This window comes from Bradyrhizobium sp. SPXBL-02, from assembly GCF_051853065.1.
GTDB lineage: Bacteria > Pseudomonadota > Alphaproteobacteria > Rhizobiales > Xanthobacteraceae > Bradyrhizobium.
In genome coordinates, this window is sequence record NZ_CP182474.1 from 1,844,121 (window position 1) to 1,862,193 (window position 18,073).

Genomic DNA, 18,073 nt, shown 5'->3' on the forward strand with positions numbered 1-18,073 from the left:
TGGTCTGATGCTCGCACGTATTTGTTTGCGCCAAAGACATGTAAACATCAGTGTACCCCATTGTCGACAACTGAGCGACTATCCACGTTTCCTCATCTACGTTGCGGATACCTCATGCAATGCAGCTGTTCGAGCACTGAGAGCATACGCCCATATGGAATTGGGCGGCGCGCTCGTGGAAAAGCTTGGGTTGGTGCGACGTCCCTCAGGTCTGGAGCCGATGACAACCTAACATCCCGATGCCTTGCATCCGGCGGTTGAGTTTGCCCGGTCAATATTTCTCCCTCGTCACGCTGCCCGCCTCAAGCCGGTTTCCCCGAACTATCGGAGGGGTCACCGGCACCTTGCGGCGGCGCTATGCTGACCCTTCAGCGAATGCTGTAACTATGAGACTGACAGCCCATAGTAGTCAGTTCATTCGTATGAACCGCGCGGATCGTTCCCGCCTGCTTGAGTCCTGGTGAACATGAGTGACTGTCTGCTTCAGTATCGAAGCCAATCCAGCGCCTTCAGCTCATCCGCCTGCGGCACGATCCTCTGCGGAGCCGGCGCAAGGCTGCGCGTGGTCGACAGCGCACGCTTCGGAGGACTACGGAACACGACATCGCCGGGCATGACGACGACGGCAACGCCGCGCAGGCCCACCGCCGCGCGAATGGCGTTCTCCAGCACGTAAGGCAGCTGGCTCGTGTCCGACACCAGCTCGCAATAATGGCTGCATTCGCGGAACGGGTTTTGCGGATGCGTCTCCTGGAAATAGTGAGTTTGAAGCTACTTGGAGCTCCTTCTTTCGACAGCGTCTCGCCTGCGCTGCTCCCGGTTACTGCGCCACCACCAAAACAAAAATAGACTTGTCCGCCTTAAATGTGAAGGTCTCGGAGCCGGTGCTGATTCATTCCAGACAGCTGGTCTAGGAGCAAGAGCCGCGACGGCTCCTGAAAGACTGACCTTGTTGAGCTGCCTTGTCCAACGCTCCTCGAGCCGCGACCGCCAAAGTTCAGGCTGGAGCTTATGGTGCGGGCCTTGATCGTGTGTGGTCATTCACGTGCTTCAAGTTATAGAGGTGAGTAAGAGACAGCGATCATGAAGGAGAAGAAATCCCGGCCTATGATCTGAAATCCGACGTGGCGTTCGGTGTCGTATGGCTCATACTGAGGTAAAAATAGCGAGCCGGAATTTGCGGCTTGCAGTCTAAGAGCGCAAAGACGCCTTTTTGTCTCAGAGGAGCGATATTTCCGGGCCGTCGGCGCTCTGTTTCTAGTGGTGTGCTCAACTGCCACGAAGTCAAACAGCATGTACTCCATAAGCAAAATCTCCGTCTTCGAGCAGATTCAAAAAGGCAGGTCCCAGCGGGACGACCTGCATTCGTGCCGAGTGCAAATCTCGAAAATTGAGGGATTGAGCCCGTTGTTTAAACTGCATCGGAAGTTGCAGCCTTCTAGTTTGCACGGCTCTCCGGCTATTCCAAGCTATCGCAGCAAGCCAATAGATCGGCCGACGAAACAAGCCGCGCCATGAAAACAACTTAAGGTCGATAAACAAATAGTTGTGAGCCCGTTGAAGTAGTCGTAAAAATATTATACATCTATAGGTAGATAGGGCTGAGAGGCGGTCCATCCTGGACGCTTCGCAAGCGCAGGCCCGCCGCCGGTGCGGCCGCGAACCACTTCCAATCTTCATCGCTCCGATGAGGCCGTGCGGGTTGGTATGAGGCGCGTCCCGGTCGCTGATTGGAGGAGTTTCCACGCACGAGCTCTTAGACGAAGCGAACGTCGCGCAAGCTCGAAAAGAAAGCTGGTTTCGTTTCATGGACTGGACATGTGTTGCGTCTATGATCTGTAGTGTTGATCAGGCGGCAGATCGGTCTGGTGGCCGTATATGCGAGCGTCCTCCATGGAACGGCATTGCCGAGTCCGCACTCAGAGGGAGTGAGATCCTGAGATGATGGTCGTGTGCATTAGACTTCAGCCGCCTAATTGTGGGCGCGGCGACCCCCACGATCAGACAATTCGGATCCGTGTCCGCGACACGGCCTTGCCATGTTCGTACGACCTGAACACGACCACAAAACGCGGGCGTTTGTAGCAATCCGCAGAGAAAGGCGCCGTCATGAGTGGCACAATGACCGTTGATAACGTCATTTCGCGAGCAGACATCGTCAAGCACGCGGACCGGCTTGGTGCCGAAATCAAGAACCTTAAATTGTCGGATGATTTACCCGACGAGGTCTTCATAGCCTTCAACCGGCTGGTGCTGGAGCATAAGGTTATCTTCTTCCGTGATCAGGGACATTTCGATGATGCCCTGCAACAGCGCTTTTTGTTTCGGCTCGATTCGCTGATACCGAATCCCACAATGGCGGATACAAGGGGAGGCTTCACAGCCGGGAAGACGCTGCCTGACCGCGCCGGCAGTCATATCGACCAAATGGAGAATGCGGTCGTCTTCTGCGCCGGCCGCCCAGCAATTTCAATGCTGTGGGGCGCTGGGAGCCCATCTTTAGGCGCGGACATCGCTTGGTCGAGCAAGGCGGCCGCCTATCTCGACCTTCCCAATCCCCTGCGGATGTTGGCCGATAACCTTTGGGCTGTGAGCTGCGCCGCATTCGATCTCACTTCGCCAGAGAGGGTCACCGAAGCCAACAAGAGCGGATGGGACGGCGTATCTACCGGAACGATCCACGAAACGACATATCCGATGGTTCGTGTTCACCCCGAAACCGGCGAACGTATGCTCTCGCTTGGTCGTTCCGTGCAGAACTTTGTCGGCCTGCGGCGCTATCCCAGTCAAAAATTAGTTGAACTGCTACGATCCTACCTTGTCGCGCCGCGGAACACTCTGCGCTGGAAGTGGAAATCAGGCGACGTCGTAATCTGGGACAATCGCGCGGCTGAGCCGTACCCCCTCAACAAAACCGGCAATCCGTATTGGGCCATGGACCAGCGTGTAATCGACGCCGGCGTGCCGCACATGAAACGGCCGAAGTCACGGGCCGCTAAGGCTGCCTAGCGCAGTCAGCACGTCCGGAATTCGTACGACGCCAGGCGGTCAGCGACTGAGTTGCGGCCCGACATATCAAGCGGAGCGGGGCTTCTTGTTCCCAGGACTGGCTAACCGGCGCGGGCAAGCTGCTTCTTTTCTTGTCCGTAGCATTACTCAAGATGCGAGCAGTCGGTGCTATTCTCGTGTCAGAGCCGAGTGCAATGCGAGCCGGCTCCTGCCTATCGGTGCTGGGGTGTTGAAAAGCTGGAGCGCATCGAGCTCGGCGATGCTCGAGGCGCTATTCGAGTTGAAGGCGACCTCGCACACCGGAATAACTCTTCGGGCCCCGGCACACCAGGCGTCCTGATTCTTGATCAATACCTTCAAGGTGACGACAAGGGCAGCTATGCGCTGAGCGAGAAACACAGCGGCGAAGCGGTGACGGGATCCGGTGGGTTAGGATCGAGCACAGCATCGCGTCGAGGCGAAGGCGTCGCGATCGGGACGGAACAGGTCGAGATCGCGCAGCGCGCGCCTCGCGCAGTTTAGGATAGCGCTGACTTCGCTTATGAGGATGGCCGCGTGTTTGTAGGGACCACGGCGAGCGCGCGCTTGCCGCGCAAAGGTCTTTGGGCTTTGGCGAATGTCATCTCGGCCTAATTGAGATCCGAGCTGTCGACGGCAGAAGCAATGGGGGCGCGCCAGCGCGTGCTATGAGGCATGTAGCCTCGTCGTTCGTCTGCTCGGCAAATTGTGAGGACTCACCGCGTCGCTCTGGTGCACCACGGAGAAGAGGTTTGCTTGCCATCGGCCGGGAACCAGTCGGCATTGACCGCCGCGTCGAGCACGAGGCGCAATCAGGCCCTTCGCAATGAGGTCCCGATGACCGTGGTCGTCTTATGGCGCACTCCCATGGCGCCTGCGCCGACATCGGCCCCGGGGTGTAACGGCGTGCTGTCACGCTTGTCATCAAGTCTCATCGAGCATACTCAACCGGCGACCAAAATCCTCCGCACCCCGCCACGCTTCCCGTTGCTCAGCGACTTCGAAAGGATGCCAATCCCTGGCCCGCACGGTTTTATTCGAAGCTGATCTCCTCGCCGGCGAAGAACCGCGATAGCATCGACTTGTTGGCTTGCCCTCTGCGCGGGCGGACGCAGGCGTTCGGCGATCGCATCGAGCGTGAGATCGTGCTCCTAGACTAGGTCGCAGTTGCAGGAGCTAATCTCGGTATCGGGAAAGCGTCGGCCAGCGCCCGATCGGCAAAGCTGCTTCGGGGGGCTTTCCTCAAACCGCCCTGATCACTCAAATCGGAAGAGCGTTCCTATCGGCCATGCTCGCGAAGGTATAATCACGGTTCGCCCGATTTGGGTTATCCCTTGAAATTCAGTTCGATCTCATCACGCCTCTTTGGCCGCAACTTAGGTCGCTGCGGTCCTTCGCGGCCAATCAGCGCACTCTTCTCAATTGTCGATCCCGATAGGTCCTCACCACACCAGGTAGGTATCGATCCACTGATGGTTCTGTATTGTAGACGAGGAAGATAGCAGTGAATCTGAAACATGCTGATAAGCGCGGGCGAGGTGTGCAATGGAAACCACAGCTAGTCAGCTGGATTGCAGGGCACACGTGTTGAAGCTCATCGAAGAAACACGCATCGTGAGCGAGAGTGAACTGCAAGTTAACAACATCATACCTTATCATGTCACAAAGTCTTATCGCGAACAGATCGTCAAGAGCGGGTACTACGATCAGCTGAAGTACATTGTGGAGCCATCAATCCGAGAGTTCGACAGCGCAGGCACCTTGGATACGAGCGGCGAGCACGACAACACGGTCGTGCCGGGACTTCAGCACAAGTACGCCCCGTCGCGCATTTCGATCACGTAGGTGAGATCTCATCCGGCGATGATTGGAGATTTACCCGCCTTGTGGATACGCTGGAATAGCGCGGAGCGCAAAGTGCGCGCTTTGCGAGCACAGGGCGTGCAATTCCTCAACCAGTCCGTGCTTCTCGCCAAAGTCAACGATGATCCCGAGATATTGGCTGCGACATTTGCCAAGTGCCACGAAATCGGAGTGCGGCCCTACTATTTATTTCAAGCGAGGGCGGTGAAGGGCGCCTCGCACTTCCAAGTCGCACTGGGGCGCGGACTAGAAATTGTGCGCGGCATCAACCAACGTCTGAGCGGGATCGAGAAGACATTTAAATACATCATGTCCCATTACACAGGAGAAATGGAGATTTTGGACTTAGGACAAGGTCACGTGTATATGCGATACCACCAGAATAAAGTTCCCGAGAAGATCGGTGAGAACTTTTTCCCGACCGCACGTCGCGACAGCCTGCTGGCTTGATGATCTGCCCGCATAATGAGATCCGCCGCACGCGCTCCAGCGCAACGAACATGGAGCGCCTTCGGTACGCGCGCCGCCCCACGAAGGACATTCAAGTTGAGCCACCGGCGGCGCCGTGGTCTCAACGGTAGAAAGACGCGGATGCCGATCGACTATCCCGCTGCACTGAACTTAAAGACTTGTGGGGCTCCCTATTCCTGGACTGACAGGGAGGTACTGCTCTATGCGCTTGGAGTGGGCATGGGCTCAGATCCCTTGAATGAGGAGGAGCTGCAATTTGTCAATGAAGCATTTGCAACTTCCAAGCCATTAAAGGTGATGCCGACGTTTGCTTCCGTTTGCGTTTGGGGCGCCCGCCCCGGAGTCATTGATCTCAATCGCGTCATGGTTGTTGACGGCGAGCGGGACATCACGTTTCACAAGTCAATGCCGGTCGCGGCGAACGTGACAGCGGATGCGCGTGTGAGGGGAATTTATGACAAAGGTAAGGAGAAAGGAGCGATCATTCAGAACGAGGTGGTTGTCAGAGAGAGGGGCGGCGATAAGATCGTCACAATCGTTTCATCGACCTTCGCGAGGGGGGACGGCGGCTTTGGCGGTCCATCGGAGGGGATGCCTGAGCCACATCAAGTGCCCCGCCGACCACCAGATAGATCCCTCGATATCCCTACCCGACCTGACCAGGCCCTTATCTATCGTCTTTCTGGTGACCGAAACCCCTTGCATAGTGATCCGGAGTTTGCCTGTCGGGCCGGTTTTCCAAGGCCCATTCTGCACGGAATGTGCACGTATGGGCTGACCTGCAGAGCGGTCCTGCAGAGCTACGCCGATTACGATCCGTCTGCCTTTCATCGCCACCGCGCCCGCTTTTCGGCGCCGGTGTTCCCGGGAGAAGTTGTTACCGTCAATCTTTGGAAGGATGGCAATTCGATCTCATTCGAAGCTTGCGTGCGAGAGCGTCGGGTTACAGTCGTCAAGAATGGGCTCACGGTGCTGCACTGAGCAGGGGCGGACCGTCACCTAATCGGCCGCCAGTTTGCCGCGCTTCAGCGGTTCTTGCCGATATACAAAGGTCCGAGGCAACGTCCGCATGGATGCGCCGCGCAGCGCAAATCTTACTAACCGAAGATGTGGGAAGCACTCCAATTGCGGCCTTCATGCGTGGACCGTCCCGGCTGATCGCGCTCTTGGGCTTCAACAGAGAGCGCGGTAGGGCGTTTCGCCGTTCTCGGAGCGAGGCAGACGCGTGGGTCGACGCCGAAGCGCGGTTTAAACTCTCTGAAGCGCGGGCTTGCAGATCCGCAGCATATGCGTGCCGAATTGCCGCTCGCCCCATTGAGGAGAGGCGATCAAGGGGCAAAGTCCGGTGCCGACCTCCTCCGTCACTCCCGATTGCGGCATCCAAGAGACTTCAACCTTCTGGCCGCGAGCTGCCGGCCTTAGACGAGCCGCAGAGTCGAATGCTGCGACAGTGCCCCTGTGGAAAGCGTCTTCCACAGGCTCAAGACCGGACGCCAATATGCAATTCGCAATAATGCAGAGCACGACATCGTCACGTACATCGAGGGCCTAATCACAGCGGACATTCAGCCATCTGCTATATCAGCCCGGTCGAGCTGGAGCTAAGTTCGGCTTGAACCGCCGTCCGCTTCTTTCCTAGAAGATCAGGACGTCCTTGAGCCGTTGCGGCAGCAACGTGTGCCTCTAGGAAGCAGCTCAATCGGTTTCGCATCGTATCTTACGTAAGCCAATCGCATCCCAGCTGTTTGCTTCACGACGTGTCCGAAACCAAACGCTCACAGCGCTACCAATGTTGACGCGACAAACTTCCTCATTGTGCATCTCGTCAGGTGATGCGCGGAGCGGCACGCCGATTGCATCAGCCTTACTAGAAAAATCCGTCATGTGAACTGTCGGTGGTACGGTGTGTTGTAACGGGAGGGAAGCAGTCCGGCTACCGGCTCCAAAACGCGGGTTGCAGCGATTCATCTCTCGAAGGCCCACGACACTGGTGTCCATGATCGCACCGCTCCAGCGATGACGCTGAACACGCTAAGAGTTCTTGAATGCAAAAAAGCCGGACCGACCTTGCAGCCATTCTCGACCTTGACACGATCGGGGTCGACCTATTTCTCGGCAAGAGCCCAAACGTCGGCGAGCAACGAGTATTCGGCGGTCTAGTCATTGGTCAGGCGATGTTTGCAGCATCTCGCACAGTCGAAGCCAGGCTGCCGAATTCGCTGCATTGCTACTTCCTCCACACCGGGGATCCTCAGGTACCCTTGATCTACAGAGTCGAGCGCCTACGCGATGGCAAGAGCTATTCGACACGGCGCGTCACGGCGACGCAGCATGATAGCGCAATCTTTTCGATCATGGTCTCCTTCCACAAGGGCGAAGTAGGGGCGTTCGAACACCAGGATAAAATGCCTGTGGTGCCAGCGCCCGAACATTTCGCAGCCGAAAAGTTGTCGAATCTGCCACTCTATGCGGATCTGCCCGAAATTGTCCGGCGCTACTATGAACCGGATCGTCCAGTCGAGCTTCGTCCCGTTGAGATCGGTAGGTATGTTGGCCAAAAAATCGAGAACGGAAGGCTGCATATGTGGATGAAGGCCGCGCAAACGCTGCCCGACGATCCGGCGCTGCACATATGCGCACTGGCCTATGCCTCGGATTTGTCCCTGCTGGATGCCGTGATGGCACGCTATGGGCGCACGCTATTCGATGGACGCATCTTGTCCGGAAGCCTTGACCATGCAATGTGGTTCCATCGCCCGTTCCGTGCCGATGATTGGCTACTCTATGCCAAGGAATCGCCGAGCGCGCAGAGCGGACGTGGCTTTACCCGTGGGCTGATCTTCAGGCGCGACGGCACGCTTGTAGCTTCGGTCGCCCAAGAGGGCTCGGTGCGCGAGCGACGCTGAGCTTACACAGCACGGGCAAATTGTAGCTTGGGTGAGCCAACGGCAAACAGCCCGTCCAGCTTGCTTTGCATGCCGCGGCGCTAGTACTCCAGCTCTTTCTATTAAGCGCCGCGTCGCCACCCCACTCTCAGCAGCTAGTTCCCGACCTACGTCTAAGCGTTCCCGCATCGTACGGAAGCCGTCGCGGTTGAAACCGCAGCGTCATCCTCGCTCAACTTGAGTCACGCAATGGTCCGATTGAGGTGCTTCGGATTGAAATGGACCCGGTTTGGGGACCAGGGGCTAAGTTGGAGATTGACCCGCTCCGTTTCATAAACGAGCGAACGATGACGAAGACGATGCGCAAGATTGAGGTCGCCCATGAACGCGAAGATTGCCGTGGATGTGGTGCGCGAGTAGGCGACGTTTGCCGATCTGGCCTAGTGCTATAAGTTTACGCCAGCAGATTCGTGCCTGGAAGCAGCAGCTGCTGGAGAACGCAGGGCGAGCCTTCGACGCGGGCATCGGCCGAGATGGCGAGTCCTTCGCGAGCGAAAGGTCGACAAGCTGCATGCGAAGTTTGGCCAGCTCACGGTAGAGCGGGAGGTTTTAAGCCAGGAGGTCCGGAGGATGAGCCGCGCTGTACCGCCGGAGCGATGCTCGACCGCGGCGCTCGGGCGCTGTCGATTAGAAAGAAGATGCGCCCGGTCGGCGTCGCGCGTTCCGGCATCTACCGGCCGCGACCGCGGCCAATGACGCCGCACCGATGCGCCCGCTCGATGAGCGGTTCACGATGTCGCCGTTTCTCAGCGCGCGCCGCATGACGCCGATGCTGCGCACCCAAGGCCCGCGGATCAACCGCAAGGGTGTAGAACGGCTATGAGCACGATGGGGATCGCGGCGCTCGGGCCACGACCTCGCACAACGAGGCCTGCCGCCGGCCACAAGATCTCTATCCGTATCTGCGGCGCAACCTCACAATGAGCGCGTCAATCATGTCTGGGCGGCCGACATCACCTACATCTCCGTCCGACAGGGCGTCCTCAATCTGGTGGTAATTGTTGACCTGGCGAGCGGGCGCAATGCTGGCGTGGCGATCGTCGAAACGATGAATGTCTCGTTCTGCGTGACGGCGCTCGGCGACGGTCGGGCCAAACACGGCGGCCGATCGCGTATGGCGCGCGGCAATAGGGATGCCCCGTCTGGACATAATGTACAAGGCCGCCGGGGCCCACATGCCCACAGCGGCAACTACAGCAGACGATAGCCTTTGCAGCATAATAGTGGGAGAACGGTCAGCCTCAAACTAGAAATCGTTCAAGCGGCCCAGCTATGCGGGTCCATTCTACTACTAAACCCAGCAGTTGATATGTCTGTCGCGGAACGCTTCAGTGTTCGCTACGTGAGCTGGAGCCGCCGGGACACAGATCAGACTGGCTCTATCAGATCGCCGAGCTTTTGACGAGAACGCGTGCTCGTCACAGGAAAGCGCAGGCGCGACATCGGCCCGAAGATGGAGATTTCAATATATGCTCACAACGGCGGGTTCGGAGATTCCTCGGGCGGGGCTTCCACTTCCAAGTGGGAGTACTGTTGCCGGCAGAAAAAGGTGCTGGATGCAGTAGCGCTCGCCAAGCTTAATGCAAGCTTGATTACCACTCCTGTCACCCGAAGTATCTTACCGGCTATCCTGGATTTGGTGGGGACGACGCCCGTTCGAGTTTATTCTAGCACCGGGGCTTGCGCCATTGTTTGTTGTGCGAGAGTACGATGAGAAGGCGAAGGATGCATCGACAAGATCGTTTATTGTACGCACGAGCGCGATGTTATCAAACTTGCCCAGATGTTCTTCGTCAGGATCGGCCGCGAGATCGGAGAGTAGGTCTCGAACTTGGCTACTGGAATCTTGCACTGGCAATCCGCTACTCTCTTATTCGTGGTCGAACGAAGATGCCGCACGGCCTTCCGACGCTTCATGCTATCTAAGAGGTTGAAGCCAGGATGATCGAATTGGTGGCGTGAGGCACGGCTACGGGGCCGCTCGGTGGCGCCGTACTCAATAAGGTGGGATCCACATGAATGGCGTTGAAGCGTTCCGAAATCTGCAGGCCGAGGCAACTGCTTGGCGCCACTATCTTCATGAAAATCCCGAGCTGGACTACCGGCTTTACAATACGGCCAGATTCTTAGCGGAGAAGCTAGGTTCTTTCGGCGTTGATCATATCGAAACGGGGATAGCCGAAACTGGTATCGTCGCCTTGATGAGCGGCAGATGCGGAGCCGGGCCAACGATTGCACTGCGCGCGGATATGGACGCGCTACCGATACTTGAACAGTCAGAGAAGCTCTGGTCATCGAAAGTATCGGGCAAGATGCATGCATGTGGGCATGATGGTCACATGGCCATGCTGTTGGGCGCCGCGAAATACCTTGCGGCTACTCGGCGCTTCAGGGGGGCCGTCGCCCTGATCTTCCAGCCCGCTGAAGAGGATGGGGTGGGCGGCAAAAGGATGGTCCAGGCAGGCATCATGGATCGTTTTTCAATAAACAAGGTGTTCGGACTGCACAATGTGCCAGGAATTGAAGTTGGCAAGTTCGGCATCTGCCATGGGCCGATCATGGCCGCTCTGGACGAGTTCGACCTGATCGTAAAAGGGAGAGGCGGCCATGCCGCGAAACCACACGAGGCCATTGATCCAGTCGTCATTGCAGCACAGATCATCGTCGGCCTGCAAACCTTAGTTTCTCGCTACACGAATCCAATCGAGGCGCTGGTGATCTCAGTCACCAAACTCAGTGCAGCTCGGGCTTACAATGTCATTCCCGACCAAGTAGAAATGGCGGGCAGTGTCAGGACTCTTGTGCCCGACCTGCGTGACTTCGCGGAACGACAGATTCTGTCGTCCGCTCGAGGCATTGCGCGCGGATTTGGTGCAGATGTCGAATTTAGGTACTGCCGATCCGGCCCGGTCACCATCAATCACGTGGAGGAAACCAATCTGGCGATCAAGGCAGCACGCAATCTTGTCGGACCGACCTCAGTAGATGACAAGATCTTGCCGCGGATGGGATCAGAGGATTTCGCTTACATGCTTGAGGCGCGGCCGGGTGCCATCATCTTTCTTGGTAACGGATCGACAGCTGGCTTGCACCACCCGGCATATGATTTTAATGATGACATCTTGCCATATGGCATCGGCTATTGGGTGAACCTGGTCGAGACAGTGCTGGCTCTCTGAACGTTCGACTTCGCTGGCACTGCCACGTCTCCATCCTCTGAACGGAGTAAATCGATTGTACGCTCCGAAACGTCACTGCCTCAATGACTTGAGGCGATGATCAAATCTTGGAAGGTGAGCGCGCGTGACCGCCGGTGGTTAAGCTGGGGCCCTCTTGATGCTCGACCGGTTAGCCACCACCTTTCGATGTAAAAAGTCCGCGCAAGGTTGACGATATTGGTTATGAGAACCATCAAGGGGATAGGTTGCGAGCAGGCGGGCGTGCCGAGCGAAGCCGGCTCAAGATCCTCTGGTCATCACCTTTTGTGCCGCACGTCTGTGCGTACGACGATGGAAGGGCCGTCGGAGAAGCGTCAGATTCCGGTGATCATGCTCGAGATTCCGATCGACGAACCCAGCCGGGCGAATGTCGTCTGCGAAGCGGCGAAAGCAGCAGAGGCACGATGGCTAATCGACTATCCCATCCATACGAGCATTGCAGCCGGGTTTCAGTCAGCCCTCGTCAGAGGCCGCTGGGCGCATTGACCTCTGCTCCATGAACAAGCGGAGAACTTCGCGCCCAATATACCGCTACGTCCCCTACACAAATCGCGCCAGGCATATGCCGCAGAATGCTGCCGGGCGGCTACGCTCACACCGCCTGAACGTTTGCATGCCTTAGCAGCACGCCACAGCATCTTACGTCGGCGGGATGCAATCTGGGGCCGAAGTGTTGTTGCTCGAAATACGCGCGTCACCTATCACTTGGCCTCAGCTCGTCCGAGCTAAACCCGCAAGGCCGAGGTGACGCTCTCGCCTGCAACTCGCCTCGTCAACTTACATAGCTCAAATAGGGCCGGTATAATGGAAACGTGATGGCTTCAGGTATCTTGGCGATGACGGCCAATGCTGTGATCGCATTGTAATATTTGACTTCTGTCGGGATTTCATCGGGGGGCTGCGCTAACGCGTCCAATACGCTCTGCTCATTGTGCCAATCGATGTTGAAGGAAATCGAGGCCGATAAGCTACGGACATGGTGGAGGGTACCAGGTGGCATATACAGCATATCGCCTGCACTTACGGTGATTACGGCGGGCGTTGCATCCCGGTACTGCGGAAACCGCACATAGTCCGGTTGCTCCGGATCCACATCAAACCACCTCCAACCGCGGCGTCCACAAAGATCGGCTTGGGTCGAAGGTATGATTGTGAACGTCTTCGTGCCGTAGATCTGGAAGAAGAGGTTGTGACTAAGTAGGCTGTCGAAGTGAAGCGGGGTAATCGTGCCTGCTGGGCCCATGAAGAACTGTGAATACCGCCACCAATGCTGACGATACCAGGGACTAAGAAGCTCGGCGGGAAAGGGCTGACAATCTGCCGCCAGCGTTTCCACTAACCCCAGTAATGGAATGTCGTGGCAATACGGAATTGCCCCCGCATTTGATGGGACTTCATCCTCGCGCGGCGGCTGCTCCATTATGAGCCGCACGTATTCTGCGAGTCGCCAAGACGAGACTTTGATGTCGCCACTGTTCAGCGTCTTGACTGGCACAGTAAGCGATCCGGCGACCTGGTCAAAATACTGAGGGGACCAGCGCCGGCACGCCGTCCAAGTCGCGCAACCGCCACGTAGGAGAACTGGCCGCATTGCATCTCGGTAATTCGTCGCAAAGTCCGACTCAGTAAGCTGCGCCAAAATAGCAATCGATGATGAGCCCGGGGCTCCTTGCGCCGACGATGATCGATCCCGTGACGCTTGAGTTGATGCTTCTTTCATGTTCACCACTTTTCTATGCGCCTTCATCATGATCAGATTGAGCCGCAACCTTCAGCTGAAGGTAGCTAATCTCGTTCATCGATAGAAATCAAAAGCACTTATGGGAACATACGTCTCGCTAATGGGCGAGCTATTCGGCCGCCGACCGCGCCGCCTGGAAGGGTTCCGACGACGGTGTCGATCTCCTTAACGATAAGCGAATGTGCTCCGCGAGCATTGCTGCGGAACGAGGCTGATGGCCTGGAGCGCGATACAGAACAAGGTCAACCGTAGGGAGTGATGGAAGCCCCTCCGCCTCCGTAAGCTGGCGCACACCGGCTGGTATGACAGACTCTTCCGCTACCGAGACGGCCACGCCGACCGACACTGCAGTGAAAATGGGAGCCATTGTGCCGCTCGACAAGACGATTTTAAACCTTCGGCCGGCCTCCTTGAGTGCCCGCAGAGCGATCTCACGACGAATGCAACCACTAGAAAAGAACGCTAGAGGCAATAAATCGTACCCGTGCGGCGAGCTTTGCTTCGACGTAATCCAATGGAGTTTCTCTCGTCGGAGCAGCTCGCCGTCACTGGTCTCCGAATGCCGGACCACTAGGGCGAGGTCCAACCTTCCCTCCCGAACTTCCCGAAACAAATCGAGTCGATTATCGACAACGATATCCAGTTGTACATTTGGACAAAAGTTATTGAACAACAGCAATACTTGGGGCAAAAGAATCCGAGCGCAGTCGTCCGATGCGCCGATGCGCACTACGTCGTCCGACGAAGAAACCGAGAGCTTGGCAAGCACTTCGTCATTTAGACGCAGTATCCGGCGGGCGTCATGGATCAGCAGCTCGCCCGCGGTGGTGAGCTGAGCGCCGCATGGACCTCGCACAAAGAGCGGCTTTCCGATGCGCTCTTCTAGTCGCTTGATCTGCATGCTGATCGCCGCCTGGGTCCGGAATAGGTGTTCGCTCGCTTTCGTGAAGCTGCTGGTCTCTGCGACCATCACGAAGGCCCGCAGAAGACCGGGGTCTAGATGCTGCACTTGCGTTTCCAGACTAACAAAGACAACAAGCCTCAGGAGATAAGAATATATCGTGCACGTCCGCGGTTGCCGACGCCCAGCTTGGGGAGGGTGGCAGAGTTTTCCGTCTCATGATTTACGAATCCGACGGCGCGAATCGAATGCTGCGGCTCGTCAGATCTTTAAGAAAGGCATGAAGGCCGTGCATGTAAGAATTCGCGCGACAGGAGTGCGGATCGGCGCGATCACAGACGTCCACGCAAAAGCCGCTGATCTGTCAGGTTTCGGACAAAAATACATGGCGCCAGGGTTCAAGATCACTGGTCGATCGCTATTGCGAGCGAGCTCTTTTCCAGCACGAAAGAAAGTTCAAGGCGGTGACCTGCTCGCGTCTCGCTGCTGAGCGGCAACAACACTGGGCCAGAGTGGGGAGCTCGAATGCCTTGAAAGGTTCCGCGGCTTTCTCACAAGCAGGGCTGTCCCAATGCTCGGCTCAAGAGCTACAGGCTCGGGCAAAGCGTGAGAGCCTGTGACGGCTCCCAACATCGATAACTCGCGGGCAGCTTACGTTAGCTGCACATTCAGTGTTGAAGCTCGGGCTCTGAGAGCCGCTCAGCGAAACGCACCGCTCAGAAACACGAGAGGGCCTCCAGATGATGGCGGGACTCGGAGGTGCTGCCGGATCCCTGGACTATCAGCCCTAGTAGCTTCGTTGTTCTCTTTTCTCAGGTAAGTAGGCGGAGCCATTCCGGCAGGCGCGTATTACAACATGAATTCAGCCGAAATGAACCGCTGCCAACGGGCACTCCCCTGGTGCTACCTGCGAAGGACAGTGCCGTGAGGGGAGTGCTAGAATGAATACGATGCATTCGCGTCCTAGGCCTAACGCGTGGCATTCGGGGCATGACGAACTCAATCGTGCCACCAGCATCTTAAACAATGCACAACCGTAGCAAGCAAATGGTGGCCGCCCAAGCATCTAAAGTGCAAGCCATCTCGTCTCTTGAGGTTACGGAGCGAACCCGCTCGTTAAGGACTGCGGAGATCATCTCAGTCGTAAAACGCGTGGTCACCAGCCTGCGCATCAGGCCAAGGTTTCAGTATCGGAGCTTAGGAAATCAATGCGCTGTTGGTGACCCTGGCCTCAAGAAGCCAAATGAGGCGTTTCTGGACAATATGACGGCACATCTCACTAGAGGAAGGCACGGGCATCTCTTACGCACATGCGCAGAATGCGTTACCATTTGTCGATGCTCATTTTGGCAACCTGGTTGATCCGGTCCGCGGATTGACCGACGCGTTGAAGCGCTCGCGACCTTCACTATGTTTGTTGGGTCCAGCGGGCTCGGTGCACTTTCAGACTAATGGTTGGTGTGTTCTCTGTTGCTCTGGTATGTGACTGGTGGTGGAACACTATCATCGTAGACCTCACGCCCAGGAGACCTTAGTGGCGTCGACCCAACGCTCTCTCGGAGTCCTAAAACTCGAAATCGGACTGTCGCGGGATGCCGCCCCGCCGGTCCCGCGGCCGGGTTCGCTGCTGCATCCGACCACCTTCGACTTCCCAGTCATCACGGAAACTGTCGCGGGAGCTTGGGCGGATGCTGTGATCCACGGCGATCCATCGCTCGAGCCGGCTTACATCGCAGCTGCCCAGCGCCTGATCGAACGAGGCGCTGTCGCAATAAGCTCAAATTGCGGTTTCTCTATGCGGCATCAGGGGGCAGTTGCCGCGTCGGTGAATGTCCCTGTGGTGATGTCGAGCCTGCTGCTCGTGCCGGCATTGCTCCGGCAACTGCCGCCGGCCGCAAAGCTCGCAGTGCTGACCGCTGACGCGAGGCATTGCGGCGAAGATCTGCTGGGGATCAGTGATCAAGGCGAGCGGATGAGGGTAGTTGTCGGAGGGGTCGAAGGTGGGAAGTTGTGGCAGAACGAGATGAAACGTCCGCCATCGCCGACCGATGTCGCCGATATTCAGGCGGATGTCGCCGCCTGCGCTGCGCGACTTCGTGCTGCGCATCCTGAAATCGCAGCACTCCTTTTTGAATGTACAGCGTTTCCGTTGGTAACGGCGACAACCCGCCATATCACAAAACTGCCAATTTACGACATCACAAGTCTGTGCCGGATCACGATGGCGTCCGTCGCCTGAGGCGTTTTACGTGTCACCCAAACAACACGATACGTTGCGCGTTATGACAGCATACCGTTCGTCAAGGGGGTGATGTTGGGAAGCTCGGATGTGGCCACTCGAGCGCGCTTCACGAAACCTCATGACTGGTCCTCTACTCGTGGACTGCCTAGGTTCGGAACTGTCAGAAGACGGGCGCACGGCTCAGGCGGCTTACGCATCATTCTGACTTAACCGTTGGTCGCGGCGACCTTAATGTTATCTTCCGCGTCCTATTGCGCCTTCAGGCCTCAGATCACCGATGGCGAGAGGGACGATCCGCCCGCCCGACCACCATCCGCACCGATCTTGGCCTGAGTTTCGTTTAGTTGGAGCTCAGCCGCTCTAGTTGGCTGAACCTCGTTGTCGCCAGGAAACGGCGAGAAGATGTCGAAACAAGTGTCACCGTCGGCGCGCCGCAAGCGGATGTTCGTGCAGGCACAAAAAGGTCTCGTGGCGAGCATTTGCAGCCTCAAGAAAGCAAGGTTAGCTTTCGTCCGACGACGCCGGTGAAATTACGGGGCAAAAATCGGCCCGCTTCTGTCGTGACGATCAACAAAGCTCCTCGACTCCTCCCCGGTTCGCCAAACAAGCCAATAGTCGCCTACAATTTGCTGTTCCACCAGCCGCAATATCGCCCCGGCGGCTTCATGATGCGCTGATCTATGGATGTTTTTATCCAGCAAGCAGCGCAGCACAATCCAACATACGAAGTCAGGATCCCACATGGCGCATGTGACGCTGCGGCCTACTCTTGTCGTGATCTTGGGTATGCCCCGGCCTCTAAGGTCTTCGCGGACCCAAAGATCGCCATGGTATGCGACTTTCCCCTTAATCTTCCTCGCGCTCGGTGCCGTGCAAGTACAATAGTCCTGAGGATGTGCATGCATGGCCGGGTCGGCATAGAAAGCCCTTAGAGACTCAAAATGTTCTGCAAGGTTGCTGTGTGAGAGATCGTAGAGTCGAGCGGCCTCTACGAGTGCGACGTCGTTATTCTTGTCGACGCCCACAATCCAATATCCCTCACCCGGTTTAATTGGTGAACGATCCGGCTGGAAGATTGAAGGTGTGGCGACCTTTGTCGCTGTGGCCTGCGTGATTGAGACATACTCTCGAAAGTCGAATCCTATCGAGAGCTCGATGCCGTGTTTCGCGGCGACGTCATCATGCACTCGAATGAGACGTGTGGCTTGAAGCAGCTTTGATACGCCTGTCATAGCTGCACCATATTCTATCCTGATGAGCTGCATCTAGGTATCGGGAGTTATTAATGATGGTACTGCGTTAGCAATGAGTTCGACACTACCTGCTCTGGTGATATTGGATGCTGTCCTTGTGTGACCGTGTCGACGTGTTAATCACGACACAGCATCTCTTGGGCGACGGATAGATTGGCTCGGGCCGCCACATCGCTTTGTCGGCTTCATCTTGCAGGACAGGCATGGTCCATAGATCGGCGTCAAAGCCTGGAGTCGGTACCGCCAACAACCGTACTGCCGTGGGCATTTCAACTCGGCCGCTTAACTCAAAGGCGATGGATACTACAACGATGACGCCACCTGTCGGGAAGGTCATGACCACCGATGAGTACTAATTAGTCGCGATTGGGTTAGTCGCGATTGGGACCGAGCCTTGGAAGTCCTCGTTAGT

Annotated in this window: 11 protein-coding genes and 1 pseudogene; 8 read left to right on the top strand and 4 right to left on the bottom strand. The window is 56.9% G+C overall.

Features of this window, described 5'->3' with window-relative positions; genetic code table 11:
- Positions 1–501 precede the first annotated feature (501 nt).
- Positions 502–759, bottom strand: a pseudogene (locus tag ACNJYD_RS08540) (ubiquinone-dependent pyruvate dehydrogenase); the annotation flags it as partial.
- A 1,362-nt stretch (positions 760–2,121) separates the two neighbouring features.
- On the opposite strand from ACNJYD_RS08540, the gene ACNJYD_RS08545 reads away from it, so the two are divergent.
- From ACNJYD_RS08545 to ACNJYD_RS08575, 7 genes are all read left to right on the top strand, one after another.
- Positions 2,122–3,009 (top strand): TauD/TfdA dioxygenase family protein, encoded by an 888-nt coding sequence (locus ACNJYD_RS08545; RefSeq protein ID WP_439365967.1) that lies wholly within the window; start codon positions 2,122–2,124, stop codon positions 3,007–3,009.
- Between the two features lie 1,602 nt (positions 3,010–4,611).
- Positions 4,612–4,872 (top strand): hypothetical protein, encoded by a 261-nt coding sequence (locus ACNJYD_RS08550; RefSeq protein ID WP_439365968.1) that lies wholly within the window; start codon positions 4,612–4,614, stop codon positions 4,870–4,872.
- Positions 4,873–5,340: a hypothetical protein gene (locus ACNJYD_RS08555; protein WP_439365969.1), complete on the top strand. Its 468-nt coding sequence runs from the start codon at positions 4,873–4,875 to the stop codon at positions 5,338–5,340.
- Between the two features lie 141 nt (positions 5,341–5,481).
- Positions 5,482–6,342, top strand: coding sequence for a MaoC/PaaZ C-terminal domain-containing protein (locus tag ACNJYD_RS08560; protein ID WP_439365970.1), 861 nt, complete (start codon positions 5,482–5,484; stop codon positions 6,340–6,342).
- Positions 6,343–7,406: 1,064 nt separating this feature from the next.
- Positions 7,407–8,267, top strand: a complete 861-nt coding sequence (locus ACNJYD_RS08565; protein WP_439365971.1) for an acyl-CoA thioesterase — start codon at positions 7,407–7,409, stop codon at positions 8,265–8,267.
- A 2,054-nt stretch (positions 8,268–10,321) separates the two neighbouring features.
- Positions 10,322–11,485: a M20 aminoacylase family protein gene (locus ACNJYD_RS08570; RefSeq protein ID WP_439365972.1), complete on the top strand. Its 1,164-nt coding sequence runs from the start codon at positions 10,322–10,324 to the stop codon at positions 11,483–11,485.
- A gap of 222 nt (positions 11,486–11,707) precedes the next feature.
- A complete protein-coding gene (locus ACNJYD_RS08575; protein WP_439365973.1) occupies positions 11,708–12,010 on the top strand; it encodes a hypothetical protein in 303 nt (100 codons plus the stop codon).
- Positions 12,011–12,296: 286 nt separating this feature from the next.
- Here the strand turns inward: ACNJYD_RS08575 and ACNJYD_RS08580 are convergent, their stop codons facing one another.
- Positions 12,297–13,274, bottom strand: a complete 978-nt coding sequence (locus tag ACNJYD_RS08580) for a cupin-like domain-containing protein (RefSeq protein ID WP_439365974.1) — start codon at positions 13,272–13,274, stop codon at positions 12,297–12,299.
- Positions 13,275–13,374: 100 nt separating this feature from the next.
- Positions 13,375–14,274, bottom strand: a complete 900-nt coding sequence (locus tag ACNJYD_RS08585) for a LysR substrate-binding domain-containing protein (RefSeq protein ID WP_439365975.1) — start codon at positions 14,272–14,274, stop codon at positions 13,375–13,377.
- A 1,426-nt stretch (positions 14,275–15,700) separates the two neighbouring features.
- Between ACNJYD_RS08585 and ACNJYD_RS08590 the strand changes: the two genes are divergently transcribed.
- The gene (locus ACNJYD_RS08590) at positions 15,701–16,405 is read left to right on the top strand and encodes a hypothetical protein (protein ID WP_439365976.1); all 705 of its coding nucleotides are present in this window, start codon (positions 15,701–15,703) and stop codon (positions 16,403–16,405) included.
- A 533-nt stretch (positions 16,406–16,938) separates the two neighbouring features.
- On the opposite strand, the gene ACNJYD_RS08595 is transcribed toward ACNJYD_RS08590, so the two are convergent.
- The gene (locus ACNJYD_RS08595; RefSeq protein WP_439365977.1) at positions 16,939–17,673 is read right to left on the bottom strand and encodes a hypothetical protein; all 735 of its coding nucleotides are present in this window, start codon (positions 17,671–17,673) and stop codon (positions 16,939–16,941) included.
- Between the last annotated feature and the right edge of the window lie 400 nt (positions 17,674–18,073).

Excerpts from the sequence above, each read along its gene's own strand:
- ACNJYD_RS08545 (WP_439365967.1), top strand. The coding sequence starts at position 2,122 with ATGACCGTTGATAACGTCATTTCGCGAGCAGACATCGTCAAGCACGCG.
- ACNJYD_RS08560 (WP_439365970.1), top strand. The coding sequence starts at position 5,482 with ATGCCGATCGACTATCCCGCTGCACTGAACTTAAAGACTTGTGGGGCT.
- ACNJYD_RS08565 (WP_439365971.1), top strand. The coding sequence starts at position 7,407 with ATGCAAAAAAGCCGGACCGACCTTGCAGCCATTCTCGACCTTGACACG.
- ACNJYD_RS08570 (WP_439365972.1), top strand. The coding sequence starts at position 10,322 with ATGAATGGCGTTGAAGCGTTCCGAAATCTGCAGGCCGAGGCAACTGCT.
- ACNJYD_RS08575 (WP_439365973.1), top strand. The coding sequence starts at position 11,708 with ATGAGAACCATCAAGGGGATAGGTTGCGAGCAGGCGGGCGTGCCGAGC.
- ACNJYD_RS08580 (WP_439365974.1), bottom strand. The coding sequence starts at position 13,274 with ATGATGAAGGCGCATAGAAAAGTGGTGAACATGAAAGAAGCATCAACT.
- ACNJYD_RS08595 (WP_439365977.1), bottom strand. The coding sequence starts at position 17,673 with ATGCAGCTCATCAGGATAGAATATGGTGCAGCTATGACAGGCGTATCA.